16 protein-coding genes are annotated in these 14,318 nt (G+C 63.8%); 6 read left to right on the plus strand and 10 right to left on the minus strand.

The window, feature by feature from the left end:
* Positions 1-112 precede the first annotated feature (112 nt).
* Positions 113-1,633: a CYTH and CHAD domain-containing protein gene (locus GGD67_RS20900; RefSeq protein ID WP_179735482.1), complete on the minus strand. Its 1,521-nt coding sequence runs from the start codon at positions 1,631-1,633 to the stop codon at positions 113-115.
* A 287-nt stretch (positions 1,634-1,920) separates the two neighbouring features.
* On the opposite strand from GGD67_RS20900, the gene GGD67_RS20905 reads away from it, so the two are divergent.
* The 3 genes from GGD67_RS20905 (at position 1,921) to GGD67_RS20915 (ending at position 4,210) form a co-directional block, all read left to right on the plus strand.
* Positions 1,921-3,339 carry a TAXI family TRAP transporter solute-binding subunit gene (locus GGD67_RS20905; protein ID WP_179735483.1) on the plus strand — a complete coding sequence of 473 codons (1,419 nt, stop codon included), beginning with the start codon at positions 1,921-1,923 and terminating at the stop codon, positions 3,337-3,339.
* Between the two features lie 271 nt (positions 3,340-3,610).
* A complete protein-coding gene (locus GGD67_RS20910; protein WP_179735484.1) occupies positions 3,611-3,850 on the plus strand; it encodes a DUF3606 domain-containing protein in 240 nt (79 codons plus the stop codon).
* Positions 3,851-4,045: 195 nt separating this feature from the next.
* On the plus strand, positions 4,046-4,210 hold the full coding sequence (locus tag GGD67_RS20915; protein ID WP_245283389.1) for a hypothetical protein: 165 nt from the start codon (positions 4,046-4,048) through the stop codon (positions 4,208-4,210).
* A gap of 117 nt (positions 4,211-4,327) precedes the next feature.
* Here the strand turns inward: GGD67_RS20915 and GGD67_RS20920 are convergent, their stop codons facing one another.
* From GGD67_RS20920 to GGD67_RS20935, 4 genes are all read right to left on the minus strand, one after another.
* The gene (locus GGD67_RS20920) at positions 4,328-4,696 is read right to left on the minus strand and encodes an avidin/streptavidin family protein (RefSeq protein WP_092259841.1); all 369 of its coding nucleotides are present in this window, start codon (positions 4,694-4,696) and stop codon (positions 4,328-4,330) included.
* Between the two features lie 142 nt (positions 4,697-4,838).
* Positions 4,839-5,279 (minus strand): CBS domain-containing protein, encoded by a 441-nt coding sequence (locus GGD67_RS20925; RefSeq protein ID WP_026202791.1) that lies wholly within the window; start codon positions 5,277-5,279, stop codon positions 4,839-4,841.
* Positions 5,280-5,420: 141 nt separating this feature from the next.
* Positions 5,421-5,717 carry an HGGxSTG domain-containing protein gene (locus GGD67_RS39780; RefSeq protein ID WP_179735485.1) on the minus strand — a complete coding sequence of 99 codons (297 nt, stop codon included), beginning with the start codon at positions 5,715-5,717 and terminating at the stop codon, positions 5,421-5,423.
* Positions 5,714-6,361 carry a hypothetical protein gene (locus GGD67_RS20935; RefSeq protein ID WP_179735486.1) on the minus strand — a complete coding sequence of 216 codons (648 nt, stop codon included), beginning with the start codon at positions 6,359-6,361 and terminating at the stop codon, positions 5,714-5,716. Before GGD67_RS20935 ends, GGD67_RS39780 begins: the two co-directional genes overlap by 4 nt.
* A gap of 451 nt (positions 6,362-6,812) precedes the next feature.
* Here GGD67_RS20935 and GGD67_RS20940 point away from each other — a divergent pair, with 451 nt between their 5' ends.
* Positions 6,813-7,796, plus strand: a complete 984-nt coding sequence (locus GGD67_RS20940) for a tripartite tricarboxylate transporter substrate binding protein (RefSeq protein ID WP_179735488.1) — start codon at positions 6,813-6,815, stop codon at positions 7,794-7,796.
* A 21-nt stretch (positions 7,797-7,817) separates the two neighbouring features.
* On the opposite strand, the gene GGD67_RS20945 is transcribed toward GGD67_RS20940, so the two are convergent.
* On the minus strand, positions 7,818-8,279 hold the full coding sequence (locus GGD67_RS20945) for an NUDIX domain-containing protein (RefSeq protein ID WP_179735576.1): 462 nt from the start codon (positions 8,277-8,279) through the stop codon (positions 7,818-7,820).
* A 106-nt stretch (positions 8,280-8,385) separates the two neighbouring features.
* Between GGD67_RS20945 and GGD67_RS20950 the strand changes: the two genes are divergently transcribed.
* Positions 8,386-9,501 carry a DUF1236 domain-containing protein gene (locus GGD67_RS20950; protein ID WP_179735490.1) on the plus strand — a complete coding sequence of 372 codons (1,116 nt, stop codon included), beginning with the start codon at positions 8,386-8,388 and terminating at the stop codon, positions 9,499-9,501.
* Between the two features lie 48 nt (positions 9,502-9,549).
* On the opposite strand, the gene GGD67_RS20955 is transcribed toward GGD67_RS20950, so the two are convergent.
* A complete protein-coding gene (locus tag GGD67_RS20955; protein WP_179735492.1) occupies positions 9,550-10,509 on the minus strand; it encodes a lytic transglycosylase domain-containing protein in 960 nt (319 codons plus the stop codon).
* A gap of 184 nt (positions 10,510-10,693) precedes the next feature.
* Here GGD67_RS20955 and GGD67_RS20960 point away from each other — a divergent pair, with 184 nt between their 5' ends.
* Complete coding sequence (locus GGD67_RS20960) at positions 10,694-11,728, plus strand: L,D-transpeptidase family protein (RefSeq protein ID WP_179735494.1); 1,035 nt, start codon at positions 10,694-10,696, stop codon at positions 11,726-11,728.
* Between the two features lie 6 nt (positions 11,729-11,734).
* Here the strand turns inward: GGD67_RS20960 and GGD67_RS20965 are convergent, their stop codons facing one another.
* The 3 genes from GGD67_RS20965 to GGD67_RS20975 form a co-directional block, all read right to left on the minus strand.
* The gene (locus GGD67_RS20965) at positions 11,735-12,010 is read right to left on the minus strand and encodes a hypothetical protein (protein WP_018322685.1); all 276 of its coding nucleotides are present in this window, start codon (positions 12,008-12,010) and stop codon (positions 11,735-11,737) included.
* Positions 12,011-12,087: 77 nt separating this feature from the next.
* Positions 12,088-12,945, minus strand: coding sequence for a VOC family protein (locus GGD67_RS20970; RefSeq protein ID WP_179735496.1), 858 nt, complete (start codon positions 12,943-12,945; stop codon positions 12,088-12,090).
* 148 nt (positions 12,946-13,093) lie between these two features.
* A complete protein-coding gene (locus GGD67_RS20975; protein WP_179735498.1) occupies positions 13,094-14,296 on the minus strand; it encodes a urate hydroxylase PuuD in 1,203 nt (400 codons plus the stop codon).
* Positions 14,297-14,318 lie beyond the last annotated feature (22 nt).

The raw sequence follows: 14,318 nt of genomic DNA on the forward strand, positions 1-14,318 counted from the left end.
AGGACGAGATACAGGCAGCCGACGGTTCGCATCGTCAGTGATGGGCAAGATGGAGCCGAACTGATTTCGCCAGTTGCCGACCCAAGCGATGTCAGTTGCCATGCCGGCCCTCCTACGCTCGCGCACTCGGCATCGCGCGCAGCCGGCGCAACCTGCTCAGCTCCTTCGTTGCGTCCTTCATCAGGCCGTCAGCGGCCTCGCGTTCCTGGCCGACGACGACGCCCGATGCGAAAGCCTGGGCGCGGCGGTGTGCAGGTGGCGCCGTCAGCGCCGCCTCCGTTGCCAGCTCGCGGTGCGCCATGAAGTCGTTCAGCGATCCGAGCGCGGATTGAATCTGCTTCAGGCGGTCGGACAGGGCTGCAAGCTCCTTGCGGTCGCGATCAGCGTAGAGGCTTTCGAAGAAATCGACGGCGTAGCGGATCTTCTTGATCTTGATCCGCAGCTTGTGGCGCTGCATCGGATCCAGATCGTGCAGGCGCTTGCCCTCCTTTCGCGCCTTCCTGATGCGCCGGTCGAGCAACGCCGCGGCGTAAGCGGCGATCGAACGGTCATCATCGCCGTGAGGCCGTCCGCTTCCGATCCACTCGATCACGTCGATCAGCAGGCGGCGGTAAGGCGCCGACATGACCGCATCGCGTGCCCGCTCGAATGCCGCCACCCGTTGCCGGGAGAACCTCTTGCGGATCGCGCGGGCGCCGCGTCGCGGCACGTCCCGTTCGGTGATCGGCCGGATGCTCTCATTCAGGAATACGTCGATTTCACGCGCCGGCGCCAGCTCGCTCGTGAGCCATTTCAGCTCGGCCTTGATCCGCGCGGTGCTCGCCCGCGGAAGGATATCAGCGAACAGCGAGATGGCCGCACGCAGACGCCGCAAGCCGACCCGCATCTGATGAACCCCTTCGGCGTCCATCTCACGCACCGGATCGGCGTTCGCGGTGACCTGACGCAACGTCGAATGCGCGATGACGCGGAACGCCTCGCGCGGTGAGAGTCCGTCCTCCAGCGCGATTGGCTCGGCGTGCTGTGCGCCGCCGCCACTGCCGGCGACGAGCAGGTAGCCGCGCTCGGATTTCGAACGCAGATCGAGCTCCGCCCCGGTTTTGCGTTCGAGATCGCGGGCAAGGCGGAACAGGTCCGCGACATGCCCGGACTTCAGTTCCAGCTCCAACTCGGCGACGGGCCGCGACCGGTGACCGGCGCTGATGCGGCCACGGTCGACCGCCAGTTCGATCTGGCTCTTCCGGACGCGTCGCGCCTGCGCCAGTCGATGAATGTCGGTCTGGAAGACCGGCTTCAGCTTGCGAGGAAGCTTTCGCGTCGCAAGGTTCCGGAGCGGCGTGTGTCCCGTCTTGTTCAGGTCGGGACGCGCACCGGAAACCTCGTGCTCCCATTCGCCCCGCTTCACGCCATCCGTGCCGCCGGCTTTCACGGTCTGCACGTAGCGCCCCTCGATCTTGCGGACGCGCAGCGTCAGGCCATGGCGCCTGAGCTTGTGCTTGGTCGTATCGTAGTAGGTCGACACGAGCGACTGCTCGGACTGGTCGCCGCGCCGCCCACTCAAACCGCCCGTCCGCAACACTGACGACAATTTTCGCGGCGCAACGCGGAATTTAAGTTCCGTTTCGGAGGCCATGGCGAATTCTTTCGTTTGCTGAATTCAAAGCGGTGCCGGCTCGGGAAGTTCCGGGCCCGCCGGCTTTTCGACCCGCACGCCGCTGCGGGAGCCGCAAAGGCATGGAAACTTCACGCGATTGAAAGGCAACGCCATGAACTGAAGCGACACCCTGGGCCGAACCAATGCAATTGCGATCCTCGTCATCGTTCGCGCGTACGGACCAGGCCGGAAGCCAGAGATTGTTCCCGGGAAAACGTGGTATCCTGCGGAACAGGGAGAACCCCGATCTGCGGTTGGCGGCGGCCATGTCTTCGTCCGAGAGTCCGAGTAAAACGACCAGTGAAGCGGCCCGCCGCGAGCGGAGAAGAAGCAATTCCTTACTGTTGGTCCTCGCCGTTGGATTTCTCATTTTTGCCGCCGCAGCGGGCGCGCTCTATTATGCGTTGCGGCCGGACGTCCTCCGGATCGCCGTTGGACCACCCGGCAGCGATGACGACAAAGTCATTCAGGCGATGGCCGATGCCTTCGCGAGCGAAAGCCGCACTGTCAGGCTGCTTCCCGTCAAAACCGACGGGGCGGTGGAGTCTCTCGCCCTGCTTGGGGCAGGCAAGGCCGACCTTGCCGTCGGCCGCGGCGATCTGGACATGCCCGCCGAGGCACAGACCGTCGCCGTCGTGCGCAAGAACTTCGTCGTGCTGTGGACTCCGTCTGGAGCCGCCGGCAAGAGCTCGAAAAGAAAGCCCTCGCCGAGAATCAAGGAGGTCGCCGATCTCGCAGGGCGCCGCGTCGGCGTGATCGGCCGGACCCCGGCAAATGCCGCATTGCTACGCGTCATCCTGAGCGCCTCCGGAGTGGAGGCGGACAAGGTCGTCGTGACACACTTCGGCACGGACCAGACCGAGGAGCTGGCACGCGATCTGACCATCGATGCCTTCATGGCGGTCGGGCCGCTCGACAGCAAAATCACGTCCGATGCCGTGGCTGCAACGGCGCGCCTGCGCGGCGAGCCGAGATTTCTCGCCATCGAGACATCGGAAGCGATCGCCCTGAAGCATCCGCGGTATGAATCGGAGGAAATTCCGCCCAGCGTCTTCAAGCCGGATCCGGCCTGGCCGGGTGACAAGGTCGAAACCGTCAGCGTCAGCCACCTCATCGTCGCGAGAAAGTCCCTGCCTGAAACGACAGTCGCCGCCTTTTTCCGCCAGCTCTTTGCCGTTCGCCAGGCGATTGCAAGACAGGTCCCGGGTGCTGCGCATATTATCAAGCCTGATGTCGACAAGGACACGGAGCTGCCGGTGCATCGGGGAGCGGCGGCTGTCATCGACGGCAACGAACGTACCTTCCTCGACCGATACGGCGATTACTTCTGGTTCGGGCTGCTGCTTCTTTCCGGGATCGGCTCGGCCGCCGCCTGGTTGCGTCGCTATTTGAATCGCGACGAAAGAGAGGAAACCAACGACCATCGCAAGAGAATCCTGGCCATGGTGTCCAGCGCGCGAACCGCGGGATCGAGCCAGGAGCTTCTGGTTCTGCAGCGCGAGGCCGACGCCATCATAGCTGAAACGCTCGAATGCTACGACGACGGCGCTATCGAAGAGGAGGAACTCGCAGCATTCGGTCTGGTGCTCGGCCTGTTGAGCAGCGCCATCGCGGAGAGACGAGCCGCGCTGCAGCGTGCCAACTTCGAAACCGTTCGAGGCGCGGCGAGCGCGCCGCGAGGATGAGGCGCCCTCTGAAGCTGCCGCTGTCGATCTCTGCGACGCATCGGCCCGCAAATGCCAACGGATCGAGGGGCGGAGCCGCCTGGATCAACTTCTGCTTGTGTGCATGGGCTTCCGGCGCGGTCGAAGTTCTCCGCCCCGACACACATCCTTCTGTCGATCGTGACGCTCTCGTCGCCGTTTCGCTTATTCCATCATTCGGTGCCGGCGCTGTTCGGGAAGAATCGGAACAAAACGGACATCATCGCTCTTACTCTAGCAAGGAGACCTGCTCATGCTGTGCTCAAGGCCGCCACGGGTCATTCGCACGACGCTTGATCTTGCGGACGCAAAGCAGGTCAAGTCCGTTCGAAGGCGCCTCAAGATCTCCGATGCCGATCTGATCAGGATCGTCGAAAAGATCGGCAACTCTCTGACGGCCATAGAGAAGGAAGTTCAGCTCGAAAAGCTCGAACCGGTGGAGCAGTGCAGCGCCAAGGATGGACTCAAGAGTGGCCCCACGTTCCCCGGATAGATTCAGTCATTCCATAGAAAAGGAGAACTGCAATGAACGGCCTGATTTACCTCATAGGATTAGTCGTCGTGATCGCGGCCATTCTGTCATTCTTTGGCTTGCGTTGACCGATCTCTTTTCTACTAGCCGACGCGCCACCTGTCTGGGTGAAGCATTTGGCAACTTCGCGTGCATCAAATGGATGATTTGCACCAGGTGAATACCATCATCGCCACGACCATTTGCGCGTTCTTCAAGGGACATCCCGACGCGCAGATCGGGACCGAAGAGGCCAAGCTGCTGGCGAAGCAGATTGCCCAGGCGCTGGATGAGGCAGGGCTGCAGATTTCCCCAGTCGATCCGACAAGCGCGCCGCGCTAGCTTTTCGGCTGGCAACCGGTGATGTGCGGGGTGAACGCCTCGCGCAATTGTCGACGGCAAGGACGGGCGCCCAAGGACGGGCGGCAATGGCACCAACGGGACCCGCTTCCTCGTGCTTCAGGTCCGTTCGAACGTATCGACGTTCGTTGTCACGGCGCGCCACCAGTTCACTGGTTTGAGCTTCGCCGGGTCGCCCTCTCTGGACGCGCTCAGCGCTTGGTCTGCGATCACGAACCAGGCGGTCTCCATCTTTCCGTGACGCAGCAATCCGGTATAGGAGACGGCGCGGTCGCCCGTCACAGACGAGCCCACTGCGACAAAGGCGATGCAATTGCCTTTATGAAATCCGGTGATGGGCACTGCTTGGCCGTAGAAGCCGCTGTCGTCGAGCGCGGTCTCGAAATTCCCCTCGATGCGGCCGTTCGCATCATCGGTGATGCGTAAGATGGAGCCGAATTGATTTCGCCAATCGCCGACCCAGGTCATGTCGGTTCTCCTACGCTCGTCGATTTGGCTCGGCGCGCAGCCGGGCGGCCTGTGCAGTTCCTTTGCGACACAGTCCGATTGCGGTTGGCTGCGGCCTACGTACGGCTCGGGACGCCGGCATTCCAAGGCGCGACGGCCTGCTTCAGCCGGAGATCGCGCCTGCGTGCTGTCCGCCTGCTCGCGAAATTCCGTGCAGCGCCTTCGCCGCACCGTCGCCGGGCCTGCACCCGGCGATATCGCCGAGTGCGATGATGCCGACCAGCCGCTTGTCTCGATTGAGCACCGGCAGGCGCCGCACCTGAATGTCGGCCATGTTACGGGTGACCTCTTCGATGTCCTGGTCCTCGTAGCAGTATTTGACGTCTGTGGTCATGACGTTCCGCACTGGCGCGTCCGGCCCCAGGCCCATCGCGACCCCTCGCGTTGCGATATCGCGGTCCGAGATCATACCGACAAGGTGATCATATTCAGCCACGGGCAGCAGGCCGACATTGAGCGCCGCCATCGCCTCGGCTGCGTCCTTGATGGTGTCCTGTGGGGTGCAAAGCTGCACGTCGGGAGTCATGACATCGCTGACTCTCATGGAAATCTCCATCGCTGATAGGCCGCCAACAAAATGCGCCGGCGGTCGTTCCTCAGGAACAGGTCGCAAATGGCGACGAGTTCCCGAAGTCATGATGCAGTGCCGCAGGCAATGATTGTCCATTGACGCCAGGCTTTTGGACTAAGCGGTTTGATCCCTCCGATCGTCTGGTGCCATCTCCTCCAGCAGCTTTCCTGCCTCATCGAGCAGTTCCCGGATCGCCCTTCGCTCCGCGATCCGCTCCTGTGTGAAGGCGCCATGCTTGTGCGCATTGCGGTTGCCCCAAGGCGCGCCAGATCCTGGGGCGCCGCCGTGCATACGGCAGCGGAGCTTGCCGCGCATGGCCGGCGCGCGGCAGGCGAACCCGCCGCGTGTGTCGGCGCCGCAGCGCGGGCTCGCCGCCATCGCGCGCGTGTTGCGGATGTGACCGGCCCTCATGCGATGGTGCCTCGCAACGCCTCGGTCCGGTCGCGTTCGCCGGCGTCGCGGGGCGGGACCAGCCCTGCCTCTGTCGCGGTGCCCGGCTTGGCAGCGATCAGATGTGCCTGTTGCGTGACATTCCCCACAATCGCGCTGCCGCCGTCCTGCACCGACAGATTCTGCACCGTGATCGGATGTTCCCCGTTGCCGCGATGGCGGTTGAGGGTCTCCATCTGGGCTGCGAACGTGCGAGCCAGCCGGGTCAATGTGCGGGCGACGCCTTCCTGCTGCGGGATGCCTTCGGCGAAGGCGAGGCGGCAGGCAAAGCGCATGGTCGCGACGTGGACGGACACCATCTGCGCCGTCAGCATGGTTTCGAGGGAATCCCGCGGGGCGATGCTTTTCATCATCGAGATCATGAAGGCGAGATTGTCCTCATCGGGCTTCTGCAGGATCACGCTGGCTTTCATCAATTGCTTGAGGATGCCATGCAGAGCGTCTTGATCGACGGCACCGAGCGCCTCGCCCAGCAAGTGCTCGCCGGTCTCCGCGTCGGGGTGTTGAATTGCGATCCGTTGTCCGGTGAGCTTGACCCGCGGGGCGGGCCTGCTGCCGTACCTGACGACTGGCGTCGTGCTGTTGCGTGTCATGGCTGTTGTCATGTCGATGTCTCCTTTGAGCCCACGGCACCCGCGAGCAGGCCTCTCCGGTGCGAGAAGACCTCTCAGTTGCCGTGCGGCGGTTGCGTATTCAAATGTCGATGCTGGGCTTGTTCGCGATCGAAGCGAGGCCCACATGGCTGTGGAGGCCGATTGCTCACGCGGATCGCGATGATGGCATTATGCCCCTGTTTTGCCCGACGAGTCAAAACCGATTTCGCAACATCCGAAAGTCTCTGCCTGGCGTAAGTCCTTGTTCGGACAGGGGCCGTCTACTGTGCATGGGGTTGTTTTCGCATTTTTTGTCTGCAAGCGATGCACACGTGCCGTGGGGCGGAATGCCGGCGACCAAACGCGATTGCGAAATCCGGGATGGCCGCTATTCATGATCGTCACATGCGTCGCACCAACAAGCCTGCACAAGCGGCGCTGCTGATGTCTGGGGAGAGAACCAATGCAACGAACCGCCCGCCTGCTCGCCGTCGTCGCCGGATTGTGTGCGTCTGTACTGTCGACGGAGGCCATGGCGCAGAAATATCCGGTGCGGCCGGTCAAGGTCCTGGTCGGCTTCAGCGCCGGCGGGCCGGTCGACGTCGTCGCGCGCATCGTCGGCGATCGCCTGGGCAACAAGCTCGGGCAGCCCTTCGTGGTCGAGAACCGCGCCGGCGCCAACGGCATGATCGCGGCCGAAGGCGTCGCCCATGCGGAAGGCGACGGCTACACCATGCTCGCCTGCAACTCGTCCACCATCACGCTCAACAAGACGCTATTCAAGGATATCCGCTACGATCCGGAAAAGGACTTCGCGCCGCTGACCACCGTCGTGTCGGCGCCGCTGGTGCTGGTGGTCAATCCGGAGAATCCAAAGACGGCTAATATCAAGACCGTCGCCGATCTCGTCGCCGCGGCGAAGGCGGCACCCGGCGCGCTGGCCTACGGTTCGGGCGGCAACGGCAACCTTGCCCATCTCGCCATGGAGCTGCTGAGCCAGAAGGCCGGCATCAAGCTGATCCACGTGCCTTATCGCGGCGGTTCGGCCGCCGAGGTCGGCATCCTCGCCCAGGAGGTGCTGGCGGTGTTCGATCCGCTCTCCGCCGTGCCGCTGGTCAAGGCCGGCAAGCTGCGCGCGCTCGCGGTGTCGTCGGCCGAGCGGCTGCCGGCGTTGCCTGATGTGCCGACCGTCGCGGAAGCAGGCTTCCCCGGTTTCGACATCTCGTTCTGGGTCGGCTTCTTCATGCCAAAGCCGACGCCGGCGCCGATCCTGGAGACGCTGCACCGGGAAATCGTCGCGGCCGCCAAGGATCCGGCGGTCGCGGAGAAGCTCGGCTCGCAGGGGGTCGTCAGCGTGCTGACCCCGGCCGAGTACGCCGCGAAGATCGCGAAGGAGACGAAGGAGCTCGCCGAGGTCGTCGCAGCCGCGGACATCAAGGCGGAGTAGGGAGCGCACCTGCTTCCATCGCTATTCACCGCCGGCCAGCTGCGCCAGCCGATCGAGCAGCGGGCGTTGTCCTGCGTTGATCTTCTCCTGCGCCTCCTCGATCGTGAACCATTCGGCACGGTCGACTTCCGGGAAGACTTGCCGTTTGCCGCTGCGCGGCGGCCATTCCATCTCGAACGTGTTGCTGCGGATGCTGCGCACGTCGATATCGAGCTCGGCGGCGAACGCCGTGACGACCTTGCCGCCGCGCTGCTTGGCCTCGCCAAGCGAGACCAGCGGCACGGACAGCTCTAATCCCAGCTCCTCGGAAAATTCCCGTCGCGCGGTCGCCTCCGCATCTTCTTTGTCCGCATATTCGCCCTTGGGGATCGACCACGCGCCGAGATCCTTGTTGCGCCAGAACGGCCCGCCGGGATGAACGAGGAGGATCTCGATCGCCCGGCGTTTGCGATAGGCAATGATCCCCGCACTCTTCGATGGCATCGCAGGTTCCGTGCAGAAGCGGTCCGCTTTGTCTCGGGAAAAAGTGGAACCGGCCGTTTTAGCGCAGGTTAGTAGCCAACGTTCATTTGATAAAAGGGAGTGAACCATGATCCGCCTGTTGGCAACCACCGCATTAGGGCTGGTGCTGGCGAACGCCGCCTTCGCGCAATCGCCCACCAAGTCCGAGCAGACGCCGCAATCCCAATCCAATTCCACGGCGCCGTCCACCACCGCACCGTCTGGTGCGGCCGGCCCGCAGCAGACCACATCGCAGCCGCAGCAATCACCGTCGACAGGAAGCTCGGCACAGACGACGCAGAGCACCGCGCCATCCTCCGGGGCCGCCAATTCCGGCACATCCAACAATGCTGCGAACAGCACGGACACTTCGCGGCCGCAGAGCGGCACGGCAAGCTCGAACACGACCGGTAACCAGCCCGCGACCCAGCAGGGCGCCAACCCGCCGCCGGCAAACACGAACCAGGCGCAGGATCGGTCCAATCCGCCACCGGCCAATAGCAATCAGGCGCAGCAGGCGCCCGCTGCATCCGGGACCAACCAGGCTCAGCAGGCGCCGACGGCGCCAGCCGGCAATCAGGCGCAGGGCGAGCGGTCCGGAACCAACTCTCAGGCGGCCGCGCAGACCAACGTCAATCTGAACCGCCAGCAGGAGACGAAGATCAGCACCTCGATCTCGCATCTGAACGTCCGGCCGCTGACCAGTGTCAATTTCTCGCTGAATGTCGGCACGGTCGTGCCGCGCGATGTGCATCTGTCGACATTGCCGCCTGACGTGGTCGAGATCGTGCCGCAATATCGCGGCTACAGCTTCGCGCTGGTGAAGGATGAGATCGTCGTGGTCGATCCGGCGACCTACAAGATCGTGACGGTGCTGCCGTATTCGGGGAAATCCACGGCAACGACGACGTCGACCACCCGCGAGCGCAGCGCAAGCAAGTTCTCTGACCGCGATCGCGATGCGATCCGCAAGCATGCGAAAGCGCGTCCCGAGAGCCGGAGCGAACGGCAGACCACCGGAAGCACCGCACGCACCGAGATCCATGTCGGCGATCGCGTCCCTGATAGCGTCGAGGTCGAGGAATTTCCGAGCACGGTTTATCGGGATGCGCCCGACCTGCGGGAGTACCGCTACATCCATCGCGATACCCGGACTTATGTCATCGAGCCTCGCGAACGACGCGTGATCGAGGAGATCGACTAGTTCTCAGCCGTCGGAAGCCGCCCATCGGGCGGCTTCTCGATTTGTGCGTCAGATCGCCGAACGTTCGCGCGCCGCGATGCGGATGGCGCGAGCCTTGGTGCCCTTCGCCACGCGCGCTGCAATCATGCCCCTCGCCTTGCCACGGGCCGAGGCGTTCTTGTGGAGCAGGGATACGAGCCGCTTGCGCGCGCGGTTGGTCGACAGGCGCGCCGCAAGCTGTTCGGCCTTGCGAATAATGGTCGCGACTGAAGGTGTCAGGTTGACCGGAACCCAGGCGATATCCTTGGCCTTGGAGAGGCTGCCGATGCCCTCGCATGGCGCCTCGCGCGGCAAGTCGATCCTGATCGCGAGCGCCTCGGACCGCTCGGTCCAGTCCTCAGCCTTGGTACCGGTGATGATGCGGACATAGTCGCGCGTCTCACGCGGCAGCTCGCTCTCCTTGGCGAGCCACTTCTGAACGCGGCCGGGACCGGCATTATACGCAGCCGCGGCGAGGCCAAGATTGCCGAAATCGTCGCGAAGCTTGCGCAGGAATTTTGCCGATGCGGGCAGCGCCTTCATGGGATCGAAGGGATCGTCGAGCCCGACTTCGGCGGCCGTCCCGGGCATGAACTGCGCCACGCCCTGAGCGCCGGCCTGGCTCACCTCGTTGGACTTGAAGCGGCTCTCCTGCCAGAGCAGGCGGGCAAAGAATGGCACGGGAATGCCGCTGGCCTCGGCGGCCTCGCGCAGCGCATGGCAAAATCGCTCGGTCGGGGAAACCGGCGCCTGTAGGGCTGGCTCGTCCGCCCGGGGCGGCTCGATCACCTGCTCATAGGCGGCACGCGCGTTGGCGAGCTCGATGGCCTGCACACTTGCGAGGAAGAGCTCGACCACCGGAACAAGTGGGGAGGCCCGATTGTTCTGAATAACGGCGCGGTCGAAAGTTGATGTTTGCCGGGACGCCGACGGATCGAGGTCGCACATCAGAATCATGAACGCGGCGCAAGCCGCGATGACAAATCGCATTTGCGGAGACAACCTCGAACTGTGGGATGAACGGCCAGCGGTGCGCCGGCGATAAGAAGTTCTTAACCGTCTGATTGCGGCAAAGCTGCGGTCTCGTTGGTTCCTTCGGTGTTACTACGGTGTTCCCAAGAAGAAACTGCCCGCGGTTTTGCGGATCATTATTTTTAGAATGGGACGAGCGATCATGAGGCGGTGGCTGCTTGGCGCGGTGATGTCGATGTGGTTCGTCTGCCCGGTGCTCGCGGGCCATCTCGATGCGAAAGCGGTGAACGAGGCCGCGCGGCCGGAAAAGCAGCCGGCCGCGGACAAGGTCGACGCGCCGGTGACGAAGCTGCAGATTCTGCTCGATCGTGCGCAGTTCTCTCCTGGCCAGATCGACGGCAAGTTCGGCGAGAACGCGCAGAAGGCGATGAAGGCGTTCGCCGAGCAGAACGGAATGGCCTTCGACAAGGTCGTTGCCCCTGAACTCTGGGACAAGCTGACCGCAGTGAGTGAGGGGCCTGTCGTTGTCGACTATAAGATCACCGACGCGGACGTGAAGGGGCCGTTCCTCAAGAAGCTACCGGCCAAGCTCGATGACATGAAGTCGCTGGACGCGCTGAGCTACACCAGCCCGCTCGAAGGGCTCGCGGAAAAATTCCACATGAGCGGAGAGCTGTTGAAGGCGCTCAATCCGGGCAAGTCATTCGACAAGGCTGGCGAGGCGATTGCCGTGGCCAACGTGCCGGCGCGGCGGGAGCTGCCGCGCATCGCTCGGATCGAGATCGACAAGACGCGCGCGACGCTGAAGGCTTACGAGGGCTCTGGTCGTCTGGTCGCGTTCTACCCGGCATCAATCGGCAGCCCGGATCGCCCGACGCCGACGGGGACGCTGAAGGTCACCGGCATCAACGAGCAGCCGACCTATCACTACAATCCGGAGTACAAGTTCAAGAGTGTGAAATCCAAAAGACCCTTCGACATCAAGCCGGGTCCCAACAATCCCGTGGGCTCGTATTGGATCGGCCTGTCGGCGCAGGGCTATGGCATCCACGGGACGGCGGAGCCCGACAGGGTCAGCAAGTCGGCGTCCCACGGCTGCGTCAGGCTGACCAATTGGGACGCCCGCACGCTCGGCGAAAACACCAAGCGCGGTACGCCCGTCGTCTTCCTCGATGCGCCGACGGAATCTTCCTCGAAGCAGAAGGGCAAGACGGCCGGCAAGCGCGCCGCGAATTAGTCCTTGCTAGTCCTTTGGGAAATCCTTGCGCATCGCCATCTCGGCGGCATCGCCCGGCGACAGCACGGTCTGATCGAAGGCCGCTTGCGGCTTCGTCATGATGTCGTAGAGCGAGATGCCCTTGATCGGCTTGCCCATGAGCTCGCGGACGCAGTCGGCGAGCGTGCCGTTGTAGACGAGATAAGGCGGACCTCGGTCCTTCTGCCTCTCGCCCTTCAGCGACGGCCACTTCTTCAGTTCGGCCGGCGCGTCATAGGCGATCGGCGATCCCTCTTTGAACATGCGTTTGGACCCGGTGGCTTGGATTGCAGGGAATCCTAGAGCCGCCGGGTAAACACGCGTTGAAGAATTAGTTCAAATCAGCCGGCAATGAAGGCGAGCAGGGTGCCGTTGGCCTTGGCCGGCGGCACACAGATCGTCGGCCCGCTGCGCACCGCTGCCGAACCCAGGGCCTTCTCGGTCGCTGCCAGGTCGCCGCTGGCGAGCACCAGCGCCGCGCCGCCGCGCTCGGAAAGGCCCGCGAGCGGAACGCCCGGATAGCGTTTGGCGAGTTGGTCCAGCGTCAGATAGACGAAGTCGGCACGATCGCCGCCGGAGGGCACCGTGACCGCGCCGTCGGCCTCGGCGGTCGGTTCGCGGTCGATCAGCCGGCCGAGATGCGCGGCGTCCTTTGCCGGCTCCGGGGTTGCGATCAGCGTCTGCCTGATCCGCTTTGCCGCGTTGGCGTGCCTCATCAATTCGGGAATCCACACGGTCTCGCGCGTCTTGTGCTGGCAGGCGAAGATGCGCACCCCGCCCGGCGCTTCCGCGGTCGGCCACATGAAGGTGCGGAATTTTGCCGCCGAGACCGTGCCGTTGGGCAAGGTTACCGGGCGCTCGAAATCGGTCGGGCCGATCGGCGCCAGGCCGCGCGCGCGGATCTCTTCCGCGCCGGCGGCGGAATCGACCGCGGTGAAAGCGATGCGCTCGATGCCTTCGCCGCGCTTGTCGAGGAAGGCGCGCGCCGGTGCGTTGTGCTCGGTCGCGACGAGCACGCCGAGCAGCTCCATATAATCGGGGTCGAACATGATGGTGTAATTGCCGGTGCCCATATGCGCGCTGTGGGTGCCGCGCGGCGACACGGTGAAGCCAAGCTGCCGATAATTTTCGGCGGCCTTGTCGAGGTCCTGAACCATGACCACAGCGTGGTCGATACCGATGACGTTCTTGAGGGCCACTGTTCTTTCCCCGCGCATGCAAATGACTTTGGGCCGCGTCGGCGGCCGCTGGTCCTGTCTACGCCGGATAGGCGGTCAAGTCATTTTCAATTCAGTGGGAGATGCGGAATTTCATTCCGCGAAATGATCTGTCGCCGCGCGGGCAGCATCAGCGGGCCTGCTCGAGATAGGCGGCGAGGATCGCGCGCTCCTCGCCGGTCATTTCAGTGATGTTGCCCGGCGGCATCGCGCTCGACCAGGCCGCGACGCGGCCGATCAGGCGGATGTTGCGATGGATGTGCTCGGGCGCATCGAGCAGGATGCCCTTCGGTGCGGTCACGATGCCGGCCCAGACCGGCTCGGCGGCGTGGCACATGCTGCAACGGGACGTCACGATCTCCTCGACAGCGGCAAGGGTCGGCTGTGTCGGCAGCGCGCCGGACTTGACCTCGCGCGGTCCGGCGGCGGAGAGGAAGAGGATCGCAATCACGCCGATTGCCGCGACGCCCCACACCCACCATGGCGATTTGCGCCCCGCGTGGCGCTCGTTGAAGAAGTGGCGGATCACGGGCCCCAGCGCCAGGATGATAGCGACGATGATCCAGTTGAACCGCGTGGCATAGAGCAGGGGGTAGTGGTTGCTGATCATCAGCACGACCACGGGCAGCGTCAGGTAGTTGTTGTGGACCGAGCGCTCCTTGCTGGCCTTGCCGAGCTTCGGATCCGGCGCCTGTCCCGCGATCAGGCTGGCCACGATCTTCTTCTGGTTGGGGATGATCAGCGCAAAGACATTGGCCACCATGATGGTGCCGATGATGGCGCCGATCTGGTTGAAGGCGCCGCGGCCGCTCAGCACATGGGTGAAGGCATAGGTCAGCGCGACCAGGAACAGATAGCCGCCGATGGCGAAGGGCAGCTCGCGCTGGGCAAGGCCGGTACGGCAGGCGGCTTCATAGAGCAGCCACGCCAGAGCCAGGCTCGCGAGGCTGAACAGGCCGGCCTGGAACGGCGTGAGATCGAGGATCGACTTGTCGACCAGGAACAGATCGGCCTCGAGATAATACACCACCACCATCAGTGCGAAGCCGGACAGCCAGGTGGTGTAGGCCTCCCATTTGAACCAGGTCAGCTCGTCCGGCATTTGGTTGGGAGCCACCAGATATTTCATGATCCGGTAGAAGCCGCCGCCATGGACCTGCCAGGCTTCGCCCTGGACGCCGTCGGGCAGGTCACTCGTTCGGTTGCCCTTGGGCCTGAGGCTGAGGTCGAGGGCGATGAAATAGAAGGAACTGCCGATCCAGGCGATCGCCGCCACCACGTGGAGCCAGCGCAGCAGCAGGCTCGCCCATTCCGATATGATGGATCCCCACATGATCATCCCGTCAATTGCGACA

This window comes from Bradyrhizobium sp. IAR9, from assembly GCF_013408065.1.
Taxonomy (GTDB): Bacteria; Pseudomonadota; Alphaproteobacteria; order Rhizobiales; family Xanthobacteraceae; genus Bradyrhizobium.